Below are 18,497 nucleotides of genomic sequence, written 5' to 3' on the forward strand. Positions count from 1 at the left end.
ACCTGCAGCACCAGAAATGACGAATACACCCAAAAAACAGTCAGAACTTAAGGAGCTAAACCTACTCCTGGTTATACGTGAAATGGGGCTTGAAGAGCTAGTAGCCCGCTACATTCATTCACAGACCGGACATAGGGTAGAAGTAGCAGACCTCCCGGATGAAGTGTTTAGCGCTGTGATAACTCTAAGGGAGGCTATACAGCGAAACCAGCCTGAAAGCGTGGATCTGTGGGAAGAGATGCTAGATAAGCTTATAGATACAGACGAGTACTAACCCTTACTTGTATACGTAACCCGAACGATAAGCAGCCCTGACACCCTCCATCTACCTACCTCGGCTCAATGCTCTGAAAGAAGAGTATAACGCAGCCAAATATCCCCACGTAGCCCAGACTAGAGGCTTCTACGCCAAGAAATACAAGGATACCTCAGCCAATGCCCTGACGGCCGCAATAGTGGCTTATCTGACCCTTACCGGCGGCTACGCTACCCGTCAGCAATCGATGGGAGTAAAGCGCAAAGTAAAAGGCCGGGAGATATGGACACCAGGCACAACCAAACGGGGCGCAGCTGACATTAACGCGATGTTTCAGGGCAGATCCTTACAGGTAGAGGTAAAGTACGGGAAAGACCGCCTGAGCGATAAGCAGAAAGCCACAACTGCCCAGATTGCCCGGGCCGGTGGAGTGTACCTGGTGGCTAAGTCCTTTGATCACTTCATAGAACAGTTTCAGAAGGCGTTCGCCCTGGCTGATAATGAGCTATTCGTGTTGCGCTGCCCTATCGAAGAGGAGGAGGCAAAACTGAGTTTTTAGGTGTGTTTCTCAAAAAAGCGTATTGATGTAAGATGAAACCTATTGCAAGTCCTTACACAGGCCAAGAGATGCCCGTAAAGAGCCGGGAACAGGCCATTACCTTCCGGGGCAAACAGTTTACCGCCCCGCGCTACTACTACCTCTGCGAAACTACCGGCGAGGAGTTTACCACAGCAGAACTTGACGAGATGAACCTACAGGAGATATACAGCGGAGCCATCCCTGATCCTGACCTGATAAGCGCCTAAATTGCCGTTGACCATGCGTTTTTAGATTCCCTGTGGGTGTTACCTATGGGGAATTTTGTTTATAGGCTGCAAGAGTGAATGAAACACGTCCTTTACAGAGATTTGCATTGACATATTATTATGAAAAGAGGATATTTAAGCGTTTTTAAGAAGGCAACCCCTGATCAGAGCACACTATGAACCCTATACAGAAGAAAGCAAAGGAGATATTAAAGGCTAAGGAGCAAGCAAAAAGGAAGCAGGACGAGCGGAAACAGGTACTAGAGCAGAAATACATTGCCGAACAGCTCAGAAAGCGAACTAAAGAGTTCGAAGAAGCTTTTTCATCCGTTTTGCCTTTACTAAGGGAGGGCGGCATAAGCTATAAGCTGTTCTTCAAGACGCCACCAATAGCTAGCAACGGATTTTATGTAACCTTTGTAGGTAATGAGCGTTCTGTCAAGATGGATTTTAGGGATAAAGAGCGGTATCGTTTTGAGTTTACACCTCATGTTACTGCACTTGAGCTGCTTGAGGCAAAGAGTGCCTATAGTAATTATCCAGCGGAAGATTTGGTGCTCTATTTATCTAAGGAGCTGTTTGAGAATGAATCTCTTCTTCCATCTTCTACAACTTCAAAGCAGAAAGAGACGGATTGGGACTTCATAAGGGCTTTATGTCCTGAATTTAACAATTCAACTGATCTTGAGCAACTTCGAGACTCCCTAGAGCTTATTATAAGCGTATCACAGCAAAAGCAGATTAATGAAGAAGACCGCTTGCACAAGTTCTGGCAAGAGACTTTTGAGAAGGACCCGCATAAGCTAACTCTATACTTCATTACAACCTTCTACAAGACTCACCTTGCTTCGATCAAAAATCTACTAGAGCGCCAAAGCATAGCACTTACACTGGATGCCCCTGATTTACTTAAGCTGCTGATCGAGTGCCGGGATTCACTTGGGGTAATCCTTAGCCCAGGTAGCTCTGAGAAGGATTTTGAGCTATTCAACAGGCTGAGTTTGACGATTAAGAAGCATACTTCCTAGTTTAAAGCTTTTTATTATCTCTAAGCCAAGGTAACTATAGGATGGCCCGCCAAAGTAAGAAAATGATTATTGCAAAGAGACCAATAACAAGGATTAAGCGTATAAATGAAGTTAGAAGGATAGGCATAGCAATATAAGGCTCATTGTTGATTAGCCACCTAAAAAAGCCGTCTCCCTTCTTTCGAGGCAAGCCATTTTCAGTTATAGAGTCCATGCAGTCCCCGAGAAGTTCTATCATCAACTCTTTGTTTCGGCTATACTGAGCTTTTGTATAATCCCAATCATCCAATGGCCCCTTATCAACTGACAGAGGTGCATTGGAGACAGAGTAGTATTCTATGGACGTATCGCCAAAGACCTCTTTAACTAGCGAAACAGTTCTTTCTTTCCAGCTAATTGGCTCCAAGTTTGGGAAGTAAAGCTGTTTGCGCTGATCGTTCAGCAACTCGTATGCCTTCTTACTATTCATTCTAAGCTTAATGGCTTGAGATACACTAGATATATTTCATTTCCATTGCTTGACCAATTCTTTCACCTTCTGCACTCCTATATCAGTTAGTATACAGGTGTCTATCCTTCCATCCTTCATCCGGCAGCACGAAACGAAACCTATTTCCTCCAACACATCCATTCCTTCCTGAAAGATGGGTTGCATTGGCTCCATGAAATCAGATCGGCTCAAGGCGGAACGATGCATAAAGAATGCTAGAAGGTGAGTGAGGTTGTGCGACATGAATTTAATGGCCTGTAATTGGAATACAATCTATTGATATACTGCAATAAGAGTATTTGAATTTGAGATCTTGCTTAATACATTTGCGCAGTTACGGACAGTAGTCCAATCCGCTAACGCCTTTCCTCAATTAATTTTAACCACTTAATCACACTATCACTACTCTATGAAAAAGCTATTGTTATTTGTTCTTCTGCTGACTGCTACTGTGTCCACGTTTACCAGTCAAGATGCCTATGCTCAACGTCAAGCACCTGTTGAAGTTGGTAATGTTCCTCCTGCGGTCAAAGCTGCCTATGACGCAGTAACACAACCTTTAATCCAATTTATGGAAGGTTCACCTATGGGACTTACCTATAGTGGGACTATTTGGTCTGTTGATAAAGGAGTATTCACTGGAGCATTAGTGTTTATTGATATGTATGGGGAAAGAGTTGTATTTCCTACAAACACCTGGTTTTCACCCAAAGGGGTTCAAATTGCTCGTTAAGTAGTTTTATAAAATTATACCCCGTATAAGAGGTAGGGAAGCAAAGGACAAGCTGCTCTACCTCTTTCAATTTACAAAGATGTTTTACTTCTTTTGAATGTCTACTCTGCCTGGAAAGCCTCAAAATCAAGTTGTAAGACCGAGGTAGCCGGATTGAAATGAACCGCCCTCAGTCTATCCCTTACCTGCTGAGGCAGATTTGTAAAGAATCTTGCGCCTGTTACCTTCTCTATATCCTCTGGTGTAGTGATAAAGTCTGTCCACTTCTTGTTGTCTACCAGCCCCTGCCGGTTCGGCATATCTACCGCAATGACAGGGGTATTAGCGCTAACCTGCTCAATGCCTCCTCCCCCAGGAATAGCCACTATAACCTTATAGTTGTGTAGAGATACATTAATGCCATTGCGAATAGTGGTTGCTGTCCCTGCGCTACCTTCTCCGCCTGTCCCATAAGTACCGGCTATTATGTAAAGCCGATAATCTTTCTGTGCTAAACTTCGGCAGAACTCCTCCAGCTGCGCCCATGACTCCCTATTTAGCGCCGGAGCTTGGGGAATAATGTTTGTCATCAGGAAGGTTGCTGCATTAGCCTCATCAGAGCTTGTACGGTCTGCCGAAGGGCAAAGGTGGCCCCTGTCGAAGCCGCTGCCTGTATAGTCGCTTGTTACGGCCTTATACCATCCACCTGGCAATGCTGGATCAGGCCGGAAATTATCTTGCCGGTCACTACTACCTAGCCACTCCTTAGACAGCTCCCAGGCCACCCAATTCGCATGCCTCTTCGTCCGGTTGTAAGAAATCGCAAATTCTTCCTTCAACATCAAAAAATTTTCAGCAGAAGTAGTGTCAGCCTTCGCATTTGTGGGGTTGCCTAAGCTTAAATGTATACTCTCAGCAATGGGCGTAGGTGCTGTTGTTTCTTTACATCCTGCCGTAATCCACAGCAGCAGAATAATGCTTAAATACCTCCTCATAACACGCTTATTTGAGCTTATAACCACCTAATGCAATGCGCTTTGCAATGCACATAAAGAAAAAGCCACTCACGATTCTACACGTAAGTGGCTGATTATTAAGTGATCCCGACACGATTCGAACGTGTGACCGTCTGCTTAGAAGGCAGATGCTCTATCCAGCTGAGCTACGGGACCCCGTTGAGCGTTTTGACATCCTGAGTAAGGAAACAAGACGACTTAACTGCGCACAAAAGTAATACATAAAATGGATTTTGAAAATTTAAAAGCCGCTTAGAAGGGGATAAATCTATCTTTTTGATCTAAAAGAAACTCATAAGCAAGCTAAAACGGCGTGAAACTTATGGTGTTACAAAGCTTCACGTATACATAATTCTTTTGCTGATTTATGCCGACAGGCAGATCCTGCGTTTCAGTAGATTGTAAAATCTGGCTGCTTTGTTCTTATTTCCAGATTCATCCATTTCTGAAAGTACTCCTGCCTTAAGCTTTTGGATATGCCCTACCTTACCGCTCTGAAACAGGAAAGTGAGATTTTGCTGCAGGTCTCTCAGGGGAGCGAAAGGGCATTTGCTATGCTTTTCCATCACTACCATCAGCGCTTAGGGGTTCATATTTACAGAATCACTAAGTCGGAAGAACTGGCCGAGGAAGTAGTTCAGGACGTCTTCATGAAAATATGGCTGAACAGGGAACTGCTGACGGACATTGATAATTTCCCGGTTTACCTGTATGTAATCTCTAAAAACGCTGCACTTAACTGTCTTAAAAAGGTTGCCAGAGAAAAAGTAAGGACTGTTGACCTGGACTTGATTCCTGATGCAGCCTATGCCCCCGAAACGAGCGATGAGGATTACCGCTACCTGCTCATTGATGAAGCCATTGATCGTTTGCCCTCCCAACAGCGGCAGGTGTATCTGCTCAGTCGTCATGAGCGTCTGCCCTATTCGGAGGTAGCGGCCCGAATGAGTATCTCGAAAGAAACCGTCAAGAAATATCTCCAAATTGCAACAGAATCTATCTCTTCGTATATCCGTAATCGCTTATTGGTAAGTACTTTGGCTATTATGGATTTTTTCTTTCAAAATTATTCATAATCTATACCCCCTTTTGCACATCCCTGATTGTCCTATTGGCAGAGTTCGTCAATAATCTTAATGTATGGACAATCCAGAAAGCCGACTACACCTACTGTTCGACCGCTACTATCAGGGTACTGCCACTGCTCAGGAAAAAGAGGAGCTGATGGCTTTGGTGCGTACGGGAGAGTTTGATGCGCTTCTGGAGGAGTACCTTCAAGAGAAATGGGCACAGTCTGCGGAGGGAGAGGAGCTGTTCGCTGAGGTGAAAAGTAATTCCATATTGAATTCCATCCTGGAACATCCCCAACAGGAAGATAGGGGTGAAGCAAAGATTTTCAAACTCAACTGGATGCAGTATGCCGCCGCCGCCGTCATCATCCTAACCGGCTTTGGCGTCTGGTATAGCTTTGAAAATAGTCAGGAGAATGAAAGGGTTCAGCCACAAATCGTAGAAAGTAGCAGCATCAGGCCGGGGGGCAACAAAGCCTTGCTCACACTGGCTGATGGCTCAGCCATCGCGTTGGATCAGGTACAACAAGGCGTTTTGGCCAGGCAGGGCGATGTCGAGATCAGTAAGCAGCAGGACGGCATCGTGGTGTATAGTGCCAAATCAGCCTCTAAGTCTACTGCTACCGGAATAAATACGCTCACAACGCCCAAAGGAGGGCAGTACGAGATACTGTTGCCCGATGGCAGCAAGGTATGGCTCAATGCATCCTCCTCCATTCGTTTTCCATCTCTTTTTGCGGCTACCGAACGTAGGGTTGAAATCACTGGTGAAGCCTATTTTGAGGTAGCAAAAGATAGGAGCAAGCCTTTCCGGGTCAGGTTTAACGATTCGGAAGTACTGGTACTTGGGACCAGCTTTAATATCATGGCCTATCCCGACGAAGAAACCTCGAAGACCACGCTGGTCGAAGGCTCCGTTTCGATCAGCAATGTTCACCAGCAAGCGAAGCTTGTGCCTGGGCAGCAGGCGGCTGTACTATCAACGGGGCAGATCAGAACCAGGTACATTCCGGTGGATGAAGCCGTGGCCTGGCGAAAGGGGATGTTTCATTTCAAAAATGCCGGTGTGGAAGAAGTGGCAAGGCAGCTAGCCCGATGGTACGATGTCGACATTGAGTACCAGGGCCAGGTACCGGTGAAGCAATTTACCGGCAGCGTTTCCCGTCAGGTAGAGCTTTCAGAACTGGTAGGAATGCTACGGTACGCAGGAGTGAACTGTCGGATTCAGGACAAAAAAATCATAATTAGTCCGTAGAACGGTATATACAGCACAAAACACTAACTAAACCTAAACCCTTGATCTTATGACACCAATTCTGCACCCACCCCCTTGAAACTCCTACGCCAAAAACAAAAAGGGAAAATGCGCCAACATTTTCCCTGATGTTCAGGCATGCCACCGAGCTTCTCTCACAAAGTCAATTAGCTACTCCTAAACCTTACAAATTTATGAAAATAAACTTCTTACCCTGCCACGCAGGGCATAGGCAGTCCTATTTTGCAGCAAAAATTTTGATTGTCATGACCAGGATAATGCTTTTGCTCGTCATTACCCTCACGCACGTTACGGCGGATGGATTCAGTCAAAAGGTGTCCATCAATGCCAAGGACGCTCCTTTGGAAAATGTCCTTAAGACTATTGAAAAGCAGACCAACTATTTCTTCCTGTACGACAAGCTGGACCTGCCCGAAGCTCAGAAAGTATCGGTACGCGTCAAAAATGCGAACATTGACCAGGTACTGAGCGCACTTTTCAGAGATATGCCCGTGTCTTACAAGATCTTTAATCAGAATATTGTCCTGAAGAAAGTGGTAAGAAACCAGGCTCAGGAAATGGTGATGCCGCTGAAACTACCTGAGAGCAAACCCGCTATACAACTGAACTACCGGGAAGTCGAGACCCCTCCCCAAAACCTGGACCGGCTGATCCGCGGGAAGGTGACGGACGAGAATAGCGCTCCTTTTCCGGGTGTCAGCATTCTCGTAAAACACTCACAGATAGGAACTACGTCAGATTCCAATGGAGAATTCAGGTTAAATGTACCGGACGGAGTACTTCAGGGCGGTGAGTTGGTGGTCATAGCCAGTTTTGTAGGGTATAAAACCCAGGAAATAGCTGTCGGTAACAGACAGGAAATCAACTTCGGAATGTCCGTAGACACCAAGTCGCTCAACGACGTGGTAGTAGTAGGCTATGGTACCCAGAACAAGAGCAGCATCACCGGCTCGGTAGCCTCTTTACCCATGAAGGCTATTGAAAACCAGCCGATAACCAGTCTGGATCAGGCACTGGGAGGACAGATAGCGGGCGTAAATGTGGCGCAGACTAAAGGCGCTCCCGGCGGGGGGGTATCCGTGCGGGTAAGAGGCACGGGATCGATCGGTGCGGGCAATGAGCCACTATATGTCATTGATGGTTTTCCGGTTTCCGGAGATTTCAACAGTACATTTAATCCACTTTCGACGATTAATCCCAACGATATTGAGTCGATTGAAATATTAAAAGATGCTTCGGCCGCGGCCATTTACGGATCAAGGGGAAGCAATGGGGTAGTGCTGGTAACCACAAAGCGGGGTAAGTCCGGCAAATCTACGATCCAGTTTGATACGTACTACGGGTTGCAGCAGGTGGCGAATAAAATCGAAATGCTCAACGCCCGGGAGTATGCTGAGTTCAACACCGAAGCCCGCAATAATGCCTGGGTAGATCGTGGTGGTAAAGCTACGGACCCGAACAGCGTGCGCCCGGCAAACCTGCAAATCCCCGAGATGTTCATGAACCCCGAATCATTGGGGAAAGGTACTGATTGGCAGGATGAAGTGTTCCGTACGGCTCCCATTCAGAATTACCAGTTGTCGGTTTCAGGAGGCAATGACAAAACCCAACTGTTTGTATCAGGGGCCTACTTCAAGCAGGATGGCATTGTGATGAATACAGGTTTTGACCGTTATTCGGCCAGAATCAACCTCGATCACAGAGTGTCCCAGCCCATCAAGATAGGGATGAATCTGTCTCCTTCGTTCGCGTCCAACAAGCTGCTGCCCGTCGAGGATCAGGTTTTTTCAGGAGGTATTCTGGGATCGGCGCTTTCCATGCCACCTACTGTGCCGGTTTACAATCCGGACGGCTCCTTTACGACCTTGCTGGGGCCATCTCCCTATAATATCGGGGTGATCGACAATCCGGTCGCGATTGCCAGCAAGATTAAAGATAACAAGACGGTTTTCCGGACCTTAGGTACTGTTTACGCGGAGATTGACATACTGGCGGGGTTGAAGTTCCGGACTTCTTTCGGGCTTGATTACTCAGATGCCCGCCAAAGCGCCTACTACCCATCTGATTTGGGCTTCTTTGGGGTGCCTGCTCCCGTGCAGGCACGGGCCAACGCGAGCACGGGTCGTGACCTCAACTGGCTCAACGAAAACATACTGAGCTACAAGAAAACCTTCGGAGGGAAACACGAACTGGACGTACTGGGTGGCTTTACCTCTCAAAAAGCCAAGTACGAAGCTATGGCGCTGGCGGCCACCAATTTCCCGACCGACCTGGTAATGACGCTGAACGCGGGACAGGTGACGAGCGGCGGGACAGGTATATCGGAATGGTCGCTGCTATCGTATCTGGGAAGGGTCAACTACACCTTTGCCAACAAGTACCTGCTTTCTGCGACCTTTCGGCGGGATGGTTCATCGCGATTTGGGGCCCGGAATAAATGGGGAACGTTTCCTTCGGCTTCGGTAGGCTGGTATCTTTCAGAAGAAGCCTTCATGAAGGGGCAGAACCTTATTACCGACATGAAGCTAAGGGCCAGTTACGGGCTAGCCGGGAATAACACGATTGGTAATTACAACCACATCGGACTGCTCTCGAACCGCCGCTACAGCTTCGGTGAAGGTACCGGTAGCGTGGCGTATGGGCTATATCCAACTTCCATTACGAATGAGTACCTGGGATGGGAAATGATGCAGCAGTTTGACATTGGCCTTGATTTTGGCGTGCTGAGAAACCGGCTGATGTTCACCGTCGATTACTACAATAAGAATACTACCGACTTACTTCTGAACGTACCAGTACCCGCTTCGACCGGCTATGAAAGTGCACTTCAGAATATCGGAAAGCTCAACAATCGGGGCTGGGAGTTTAGTGTCAGCTCCAAGAACTTTACCGGAGCCTTCAAATGGTCAACCAACTTTAATATTTCATTTAATAAGAATGAAGTAAAGGCTCTGGGTCCATCCGGAAAACCCATTATCTCAAGAAGCCCCTCATTCAGCCCCAATACACACATTACCCGCATCGGCTCTCCCATCGGTAGCTTCTGGGGTTACGAAGCAATCGGTGTATACCAATCCGAAGAAGACGTGAAGACTAGTCCTGCCGTGCAGGGGGCTTCCGGATCTCGTCCCGGGGATCTTAAATTCAGAGATATTGATGGCGATGGGGTCATTACCCCCAACGACGTAACCATAATAGGGGACAACATACCTGACTTCTTCTACGGCATCACCAACAATTTCAGCTACGCCCGATTCAATCTGAGCATTCTGGCCGACGGGGTAGAAGGTATTCAATTGCTGAATGGGTCCAGAAGAAACATCGGCCTGGTACATGGCAGTTACAGCCGTAAAGATGTACTGGGAAGATGGCAGTCGCCCGAAAAGCCCGGCGATGGTCGTACGCCGAGAGCCAATACAGTAGCCACGGGAGGCAATGTAAGCTATGTATCGAGCCTGCTCGTGGAGGATGCTTCGTTTTTCCGGATCAGGAATATCAACCTGCGGTACTCGCTGCCTGAACGAGCTTCCAAAGCCTTGTTTGTCCAGCAGGCCAGCATCAGCCTCTCGGTTCAAAACGCCCTGACCTTTACCAAGTACCTGGGGTACAATCCCGAGCAGAGCCTGAACGGAAGCAGCTCACTGACGCCCGGTGTCGACTTTAACGGCTACCCGCTGGCACGTACCTACACGCTTGGATTGAACCTGACCTTTTAACCTAACCCGATCAACTCGCTATGAAACTACATACCTATATATACGTCATCTTTATGGTGATGCTAACCAGTTGCTCTGACTTCCTGGACCTGTCGCCTAAGGATGCTGCCAACGTGAGCAACTTTTACAGGAACGCGTCGGATATGCAGGCTGCGGTCAACGCCGCCTACGGAATGCTCGCCTCCGCGGGTGAATATGGCTACGCCTATTACAATGTAGCGGAGGTACGCTCTGACAATACCATGAACTGGGAGGGCGGGGGCAACCTGCCCGATGCCGAGCTGGATCAGTTCAAAATGTCTACCACCAACGAAATTATCCGCCTTATGTGGATCGATACGTACAGAGGCATCCTGGCCTGCAACGCCGTACTCGATCATATTGACGGTGCGCAGATGGATCAGGCACTTCGCGAAAGATTTATCGGGGAAGCCAAGTTCCTGCGTGCGCTCAAGTACTTCAATCTGGTGCGGACTTTTGGCGATGTACCTCTGGTACTGTCGGAGACCAAGTCAGTCAATGAGGGCTACAACCAGACACGGGTGGCAAAGGAGGAAGTATATAAGCAGATCATCGCAGACTTGATAGACGCCGCACAAAGGCTTCCAACTACCTACACCGGAAATGACGTAGGCAGAGCCACCCAAGGAGCCGCCAAAGCCTTACTCGGAAAGGTGTACCTGACAACGGGTGACTATGCAAAGGCAAGAGACATCCTAAAGGAAGTAATCACTCAGGGTACTTACAGACTTCTCGATGATTATGCCGCCTTGTGGCTGGTAGCCAACGCCAACAACCAGGAGTCTATTTTTGAGGTACAGTTCAAGAAAGGCGGTACGGGGACCGGTAGTAATTTTTATAACAACTTCGCACCCCGTAACTCGGGAAGCTCGGTTGCCAAGATTGGCTTTGCCGGCGGCAGAAACCTCCCAACCTCCGACATGGTGGCGGCCTATGAGCCGGGTGACATCAGAAAAGCGGCTTCGCTCTCGCTGGGTTATACCAATCAGGCGGGTGTTTTTGTCGCGGATCCTTATACGCTCAAATACCACGATGGTACGCCCTTTTCAGAAGGCGACGCGGATAATAACTGGGTGGTACTCCGGTACGCCGATGTACTCCTGATGTACGCCGAAGCCCTCAATGAAACCAATAATGGACCTACGGCCGAAGCGTACGAGGCCATCAATGCGGTAAGGAAACGAGCAAAGTTAGCGGCCTTGCCTGAGGGCTTATCCAAGTTGGCTTTCGCGCAGGCTATTGAGCACGAGCGCCAGGTGGAGCTGGCTTTTGAAGGTCATCGCTGGTTTGATCTTGTCCGTACCGGTAAGGCAGTCACGGTCATGAACCAGCATTTCCAGGCTCCCGTCGTGAAAGAACACAATACGGTTTTCCCAATTCCCCAAACCCAGGTTGATGTAAATCCGCAGGGCATCAAGCAAAACCCAGGGTATACGTTCTGACTCTCATCTTAAATAGATCTACTTATGTACTCAAATACACTTGTGCGAACACTGCTAGTTCTTTTTACATCCATACAGGTAAGCCTTGCTAACCCGGCCAAGACATCAGCAGTATGGCAGTCGGTGAAAGCGGATAGTATCATTGCGCCACAAGTATTCGTCAATACCGGGTTTGAAAATGCGTCACCTATGAACTGGGAAATAGACTCGGCTGGCAGAATCGTTGGTAGTCTGGTGTATGATCGCGAGCGCTTTTCACGAAATCGGGCGAACGGTCACTGGCATTTCAAAGTAGAGGCCCCGGTTGGCAGAGAGGTGGTCATTATTCTGCAGAATTTTGACAACATATGGAATAACATGCATGCCAGCCAGGTATCCAAACGCTCACACGCTGTCATCTCCTTTGACAATCAGACCTGGGTAAGTACCCCCGGTGAGCTGCTGCCGGGTAACCGGTTGCAGATAAAGGTGAAGATGAATGCGCCCAGCGTATACATTGCCAGCGTAGAACCCTACCGGATCAGTGACCTGGACCGGTTCCTGACCAGGATAAAAAGCAATAAACTCGTGACCGTTACCGAAATAGGTAAGACTTCGGAGGGGCGGCCCCTGGAAATCATCAAGGTTGGAAATGAGAAAGCTCCCAGAAGGGTGTTCCTGCGGGCAAGGGCACACGCTTTCGAGTCTGGCGGGAACTGGACGGTAGAGGGCCTGGTGCAGCGCTTGTTACAAAATGACGAGGAGACAAAACGACACCTGCAAAGGTACTGTGTGTACATCATGCCGATGGCTAATAAGGATGGGGTAGCCCGGGGCAAAACGCGCTTCAACAGCAACGGCTACGACCTGAACCGCAAGTGGGATAAGCCGGCCGACTCGCTCATTGCTCCGGAAAACTACTACCTGGAGAAGTGGCTGAGCAAGATGATCAGAGAAAACAAGAAGCCGGATCTGGCCATTGACTTGCACAACGACGCGGGCGGGAATTTGCACATAAGCCGGCCGGACGGAGATATCACTACTTACCTGGCCAACATGGAAAAGCTGGATGGGCTCTTGCGGAAGCATACCTGGTACACCGAAGGCTCCACCAAGCCCAGTTTCCGGAATCCGGGTACGCTGGGGGAGGGCTTTATGGATCGGTTTGGAATTGAAGCACTCGTGTATGAGCTGAACTACGAATGGGTGGAGGGACTCAAAAAAGTACCTTTGGGCGCCGACTGGGTGTCGCTGGGAGGTATGCTTCCGAAGGTGTTTTACGATTATTTTGAAACTCCACAAGCGCGATGAATAACCTGTTGTATGGGCTGGCGTGGATTCTGGTACTAGCGCTGTTGCTTAGTATGTCTGTTGGGCATCAGCGGGCCAGTAACCTTCCATCCGTTGACTCAACACTTTCGGAAACATACGAACTGGATTCGACGGTACTGACACTAAGTACCGTTGCTTCCAATCTGAATGCAACCTGGGACATGGCCTGGGGACCCGACAACTGGATCTGGTTTACGGATCAGGATGGTAAGGTTAGCCGACTTAATCCAGAGACCGGGCAGATCATCGAGCTCCTACAGATCCAGGACTATTACCGGAAAAGGCTGGGGCTTATGAGTATGGTACTTCATCCGGATTTTGAAAGCCATCCGCAGGTATTCATCAATTACAGTCATATCCAGAGTGACTCGTCCATTGTGTCCAGACTGGTTCGGTACACCTACGACGGCAAGCGCCTTGTCAACCCTTTGCTCCTTTATCAGATACCGGGCTATCTGGGTCATAATGGATCACGACTGGTAATCAGCCAGAACCGGAAGATACTTTGGGCAACGGGTGATCTGAAACAAAAGGAAACCGTCCAGAACCCAACCTATCCGAATGGAAAAGTACTTCGCCTCAATCTTGATGGTACCATTCCGAAGGATAACCCGTACCCTGGTAGTCCGGTCTGGAGCATGGGCTTTCGGGTACCGCAGGGCCTTACGTATACCGTCAACGGTAATCTGTTCATTGCTGAGCATGGCGATGCCACCGATGATGAAGTGAATCTAGTTACTAAAAGGGCTAGCTACGGCTGGCCCTATATTGCCGGATTTTGCGATCAACCCGACGAACAGGGGAATTGCCCGGATTCGGCGGTGGCCCCCGTTAAAGCCTGGACGCCTACGATTGCTCCGGCGGGTATGGACTATTATAATGGAACTATCCCAGAATGGAAAAACGCCCTGTTGCTGACAACGCTAAAAGATCAGAGCCTGCGCGTCCTGCATCTGGATGCCAGGCAGGAAAAAATAATTAGCGAGAGCGTTGTATTCAGCGGGAAATATGGCAGGCTGCGGGATGTATGTGTTTCGCCCGCGGGTGACATATATATATCCACCAGCAACCGCGACTGGAATCCGCCCGCCAGCTTCCCCATCAAGACCGACGACCGCATCATTCGCATTCGTAAGTCAGGTACAATACCGCAGTCAATGCAGACTGCAAAAGTGCAAAGCCAGGCCGGGACCAGCAATGCCGCTTCCCTGTATCAAAGCTATTGCGAGTCCTGTCATAAAGGAGACGGTAGGGGTGTGGCTGGTTCTTTTCCCTCACTGGTCACTTCTACCAGACTAGCCGGAGAGAAAAGTACTTTGATCAAATTTTTACTAAAAGGCTCTCAGTCATCTGCCGGAGAAGCTATGCCAGCTTTTAGTTTTTTGAGTGATGTCCAGCTCGCGGCCATTAGCTCCTACGCCAGGGACAAATTTGCGAAAGGAGCGCCGGGGGTAAGTGCTGATGAAGTCGCCAGGGCCAGAAAATCGAGCAAGTAAATCATTATAGTTTGATTGCCTAATCTCATTAGGTACAAGTAGTAACTGACATCAGATCGAGATACTTTGCCCCGTCCAGATACAGATTGACAACTTTACTGATTGAAATATACTTCTAACTTTTCTGTATCTCTTGTTGGGTCTCCTCCTGCTATACCACTTACTGCTTTCACCTACTTTCTTCCGCTCTTTCTGATAACCCGGCTGACTAAATTCAGCCGGGTTTTTATAAAATTACTGGTGACCAATAACTTTGTGAGGAACGTGAGGATCCTCTTATTCATCCCATTTTCGGCCTGGTTCACATCATGTTTTCATTTGGCTTAAATTACCATAGTATTCTTGCCGCAGGAACTATCGCATAGCTACATAGCCTGAGACCAAACCATTATCAACTGAGCCATGATCGAAAGCTACATCAAAACATCGAGACGTAACTTAATGCGCAACAAGCTGTTCTCGTTCATCAATATTGTTGGACTGGCCATCAGTATGTCAGTTGGGTTACTGCTGATCGCGTTCGTACTCGACCTGCGTTCGTACGACAGGTTCCACATTGATGGGGAGCGGATCTATCGCATCACCAGCGTACTGACCTCGAATGATGACCGAGGCAAATTTGCAACCACATCCATAAAGGCCGGAAAACTAATCCGCGAGAAAGTAACGGGCATCGAAGAAGTGGCTATTATGCGCAGTGGCTTTTCGCAGGACGCGAAGATTGGCGATAATATTCTTCCTATCAAGGGCTTCTGGGCGGACCCATCACTGTTCAGGATCTTTACATTTCCGATGCTGGAAGGCAATCCCGCCACGGCACTAAAAGATCCTTACTCGATCGTTCTCACGGAGACGGCAGCCAAAAAGCTATTTGGAAGCGTAGATGCACTGGGCAAGGTGATCAAAGTCGATACACTCGATTATCAGGTGACGGGTGTGATGAAGGATGTTCCCTTCTTTTCGCACATCAACTTTGAAGCGCTCGTATCGCTGTCAACGGCCGAGCAGTTCAACAGAAACAACAACGACTTTGGAAAATGGACAAGTATGGCGTCGAATTACGTGTACCTCCGGCTTCCTCCAACTACCGACATTGCTTCCATTCAGTCGCAGCTTGATGCCATTGCCAGGGAGGAAAATCTCGCCGAAGTGGCCACTAGGATCCAACTCGAGCTTCTGCCTTTGTATGATATTGTAGTCGGAGAAACGTTCCGTGGTTCCGAGGGGGGACCTGGCTCTGTGGGTCCTCATGTGCCTACAGTTGTGCTTTGGATACTCGGTGGGCTTGCATTCGTTGTGATTCTCTCTGCATGCTTCAACTATACCAATCTTTCGATGGCGCGAGCCATGCGCCGCTTTAAGGAAGTAGGTCTTCGCAAAGCAATCGGTGCCGGCAAGAGCCAGGTATGGCAACAGTTTCTGGCGGAGGCGATCATGATTTCCCTGGCAGCCCTTCTTCTTTCATTCTTCCTCTTTCTCGTATTGCGACCGCAACTGATCAACCTGGCTCCGGAGATGCAGCGCACGGTGAAGCTCGAGCTTACCCCATTAATGATCGTAGTCTTTATCGTCTTTTCGGTCACCGTAGGTGTTATGGCCGGGTTGATGCCTGCTCTATTCTTTACGAAAGTCAGCGCGATCAGTGCGCTCAGGAATGTGTCCTCGGTAAAAGTATACAAACACGTAACCCTCAGACGCGCCTTGGTGGTGATTCAGTACACGCTCACCCTGATCTTTATCACAACAACCGCCATTGGTTATGTGCAATATAAAAACATACTCGCCTTTGACCTGGGATTCCGCACCGAAAACATCCTGAACATTGACATGCAGGGTAATAAGCCTGATGCGCTTATTAAGGAACTGAGCGAGATGCCGGAAGTAACGGCGCTATCGCGGTCATTAATCATCACCGGCGTTGGGAATTACTGGGGTGGATTTATGAAATACAGGGACTCGCGCGACTCTGCCCTGGTCATGACCAACCACGTTGATGAAAACTACCTGTCCCTGCATGAATACAAGCTCATTGCCGGGGGGGATTTTAAGGCACGACCCTCTACATCCGCATCCGCCACAGAAGTAATCGTTAACCAGCAAGTCTTAAAGCTATTCAATATAAGTACTAACAACCCTGAAAAAGCAATCGGGGAAGAAATCATATTCAGTAATCCGCAGGGACATGGACGGAAGATGACAATTGTTGGAGTCATGAAAGACTTCCACTACGGAAAGGTCGAGAACCTCGTCGGACCGGTAGCATTCCTGCCCTGGACACCCGAAGACAAGACAATTATCAATGTTAAAATACAAAGTACCGACATGCTGGCCACCATAGCCAGGATCGAGTCTGCATGGAAGAAGATCGATCGTGTTCATCCATTCCAGGCTAAATTTTATGACGAATCAATAGAAGAGGCATACAGCGAGTTTTCCTCCATGATCAAGATCATTGGCTTTCTTTCATTCCTCGCCATTTCTATCGCATCAATGGGATTGTTCGGAATGGTAGTATTCACAACTGAAACAAGACTAAAAGAGATCAGCATCCGCAAGGTGATGGGTGCAAGCTCTGCCAACCTGATCTACTTATTGAGCCGCGGCTTTCTCGTACTGCTGTCGATATCGGCACTCATCGCTCTGCCTGTGACGTACCTCTTCTTCGAAAAGGTGGTACTCACCAATTTTCCCTATCACACACCCGTACAGGTCACTGAGTTGTTGGTCGGTCTGCTGGCGGTATTACTGATCGCATTCGTTATGATCGGGTCGCAGACGCTGAAGGCAACCAGAAGTAATCCGGTGGAAGTCCTGAAGAGCGAATAGGGGCTACTCCTTACCCCTAATTGGACCTGCTTCTGCTAAATCTCTTTCTGAAAATCATGCTATGGTATATCCTGAAATTGGTGGGGGACCTGTGTACTTACAACTTTAACAAAGCACCTGGTATAGTTCGGCCAGTTTGAAAACTGACGTACCCATGGGTACCTTGGCCGTGGGTAGCTGGAAAAACCCAAACAAAAGAGTCAGTAGCTACAAGCCACTGACTCTCCATAGTACACACACACAAACTATATTTATGAAAGACCTAAGATCTCCTCATGCTACACCTGGTAGCAACCACAATGCCAAGTATATTATGAGTTACAAAAAGTAGTATAACTACTACGTATAGTACAACGTACCTATATATACGTAGTAAGCAACTTAGTTAACAATCAGTAATAACTTTTAGCTGTACTTCTACTCGAGGCTGCTGTGTAAAAATATTTTCTTAAAATGATTATGTAACCATTGGCAAAAATGGCATGGTTTGTGCATGACGTGTATGGGTATCTATATAGGCGATAGTCTGTATAAGTACTTGCGCCTACTATACATGTCTATCTACTCTGTGATAAAAGACAAAGGTACTGCTGGCCTGTTGGCTCTCTTCACCGGAGAGCTTGGCATTCATTATTTAAGACCTTCAATGGCAGATATAGTATGGAGCCTCTCGATTGCTGGGTGCAGGTACTACCAGGCTGTCAATACAGGATTTGCATCGCGTTTAAGAATAAGAAATAGCATAAGTCAGAAGTTTAACCATTACACCCTCCCCATGAAAGCATTAAAAATTTGCGCCAAAGTCGTCGCTGTTAACATTATTACCCTCTGTACTGTAGGGGCTTTGCCTGCTATTCTTGCCGGTATGGTAGGCTTGGGTATAGCAGCCCTGGTGGTTCAGGTCGTCCTGATCTGGCTGATCATGGGCAGACCACGCTTCTGGAAAAAGAGGGAAGTACAGTACATTGCCGCTCCATCTACCCCCGAAGTAAGCCTTAGTTTATTGAGCCAGTCAGTTATTGAGTAAAGT

At 48.1% G+C, this 18,497-nt stretch carries 16 protein-coding genes and 1 tRNA gene; 13 read left to right on the plus strand and 4 right to left on the minus strand.

Translation table 11 applies throughout. The features are described from left to right. Positions 1-16: 16 nt before the first annotated feature. From JTN23_RS24560 to JTN23_RS24575, 4 genes are all read left to right on the plus strand, one after another. Positions 17-274: a hypothetical protein gene (locus tag JTN23_RS24560; RefSeq protein ID WP_247237765.1), complete on the plus strand. Its 258-nt coding sequence runs from the start codon at positions 17-19 to the stop codon at positions 272-274. 181 nt (positions 275-455) lie between these two features. Further along, complete coding sequence (locus tag JTN23_RS24565) at positions 456-815, plus strand: VRR-NUC domain-containing protein (protein WP_247237766.1); 360 nt, start codon at positions 456-458, stop codon at positions 813-815. A gap of 32 nt (positions 816-847) precedes the next feature. Beyond that, positions 848-1,063, plus strand: a complete 216-nt coding sequence (locus tag JTN23_RS24570) for a hypothetical protein (RefSeq protein ID WP_247237767.1) — start codon at positions 848-850, stop codon at positions 1,061-1,063. 176 nt (positions 1,064-1,239) lie between these two features. Further along, entirely contained in the window at positions 1,240-2,091 is an 852-nt protein-coding gene (locus JTN23_RS24575) for a hypothetical protein (RefSeq protein WP_247237768.1), read from the plus strand. Positions 2,092-2,125: 34 nt separating this feature from the next. On the opposite strand, the gene JTN23_RS24580 is transcribed toward JTN23_RS24575, so the two are convergent. Together JTN23_RS24580 and JTN23_RS24585 are read right to left on the minus strand one after the other, a co-directional pair. Beyond that, positions 2,126-2,560 carry a hypothetical protein gene (locus JTN23_RS24580; RefSeq protein WP_247237769.1) on the minus strand — a complete coding sequence of 145 codons (435 nt, stop codon included), beginning with the start codon at positions 2,558-2,560 and terminating at the stop codon, positions 2,126-2,128. Positions 2,561-2,596: 36 nt separating this feature from the next. Then, positions 2,597-2,788, minus strand: coding sequence for a hypothetical protein (locus JTN23_RS24585; RefSeq protein ID WP_247237770.1), 192 nt, complete (start codon positions 2,786-2,788; stop codon positions 2,597-2,599). Between the two features lie 202 nt (positions 2,789-2,990). On the opposite strand from JTN23_RS24585, the gene JTN23_RS24590 reads away from it, so the two are divergent. Further along, the gene (locus JTN23_RS24590; RefSeq protein ID WP_247237771.1) at positions 2,991-3,314 is read left to right on the plus strand and encodes a hypothetical protein; all 324 of its coding nucleotides are present in this window, start codon (positions 2,991-2,993) and stop codon (positions 3,312-3,314) included. A gap of 101 nt (positions 3,315-3,415) precedes the next feature. On the opposite strand, the gene JTN23_RS24595 is transcribed toward JTN23_RS24590, so the two are convergent. Together JTN23_RS24595 and JTN23_RS24600 are read right to left on the minus strand one after the other, a co-directional pair. After that, positions 3,416-4,288, minus strand: a complete 873-nt coding sequence (locus JTN23_RS24595; RefSeq protein ID WP_247237772.1) for a DNA/RNA non-specific endonuclease — start codon at positions 4,286-4,288, stop codon at positions 3,416-3,418. A gap of 103 nt (positions 4,289-4,391) precedes the next feature. Continuing rightward, positions 4,392-4,465, minus strand: a tRNA-Arg gene (locus JTN23_RS24600). A 320-nt stretch (positions 4,466-4,785) separates the two neighbouring features. On the opposite strand from JTN23_RS24600, the gene JTN23_RS24605 reads away from it, so the two are divergent. The 8 genes from JTN23_RS24605 to JTN23_RS24640 all read left to right on the plus strand — a co-directional run bounded on the left by JTN23_RS24605 (position 4,786) and on the right by JTN23_RS24640 (position 18,494). Beyond that, positions 4,786-5,385, plus strand: coding sequence for an RNA polymerase sigma factor (locus tag JTN23_RS24605; protein WP_247237773.1), 600 nt, complete (start codon positions 4,786-4,788; stop codon positions 5,383-5,385). Between the two features lie 64 nt (positions 5,386-5,449). Beyond that, positions 5,450-6,634 carry a FecR family protein gene (locus JTN23_RS24610; RefSeq protein ID WP_247237774.1) on the plus strand — a complete coding sequence of 395 codons (1,185 nt, stop codon included), beginning with the start codon at positions 5,450-5,452 and terminating at the stop codon, positions 6,632-6,634. Positions 6,635-6,900: 266 nt separating this feature from the next. After that, entirely contained in the window at positions 6,901-10,371 is a 3,471-nt protein-coding gene (locus JTN23_RS24615) for a TonB-dependent receptor (RefSeq protein ID WP_247237775.1), read from the plus strand. A 20-nt stretch (positions 10,372-10,391) separates the two neighbouring features. Continuing rightward, complete coding sequence (locus JTN23_RS24620) at positions 10,392-11,834, plus strand: RagB/SusD family nutrient uptake outer membrane protein (RefSeq protein ID WP_247237776.1); 1,443 nt, start codon at positions 10,392-10,394, stop codon at positions 11,832-11,834. 42 nt (positions 11,835-11,876) lie between these two features. Continuing rightward, positions 11,877-13,124: a M14 family zinc carboxypeptidase gene (locus JTN23_RS24625; protein WP_247237777.1), complete on the plus strand. Its 1,248-nt coding sequence runs from the start codon at positions 11,877-11,879 to the stop codon at positions 13,122-13,124. Continuing rightward, a complete protein-coding gene (locus JTN23_RS24630; protein ID WP_247237778.1) occupies positions 13,121-14,641 on the plus strand; it encodes a PQQ-dependent sugar dehydrogenase in 1,521 nt (506 codons plus the stop codon). Before JTN23_RS24625 ends, JTN23_RS24630 begins: the two co-directional genes overlap by 4 nt. Positions 14,642-15,043: 402 nt before the next feature. Then, positions 15,044-17,467, plus strand: a complete 2,424-nt coding sequence (locus JTN23_RS24635) for an ABC transporter permease (protein ID WP_247237779.1) — start codon at positions 15,044-15,046, stop codon at positions 17,465-17,467. Between the two features lie 775 nt (positions 17,468-18,242). Next, a complete protein-coding gene (locus JTN23_RS24640; protein WP_247237780.1) occupies positions 18,243-18,494 on the plus strand; it encodes a hypothetical protein in 252 nt (83 codons plus the stop codon). The last annotated feature ends 3 nt before the right edge of the window (positions 18,495-18,497 follow it).

This window comes from Telluribacter roseus (assembly GCF_017355915.2).
GTDB lineage: Bacteria > Bacteroidota > Bacteroidia > Cytophagales > Spirosomataceae > Telluribacter.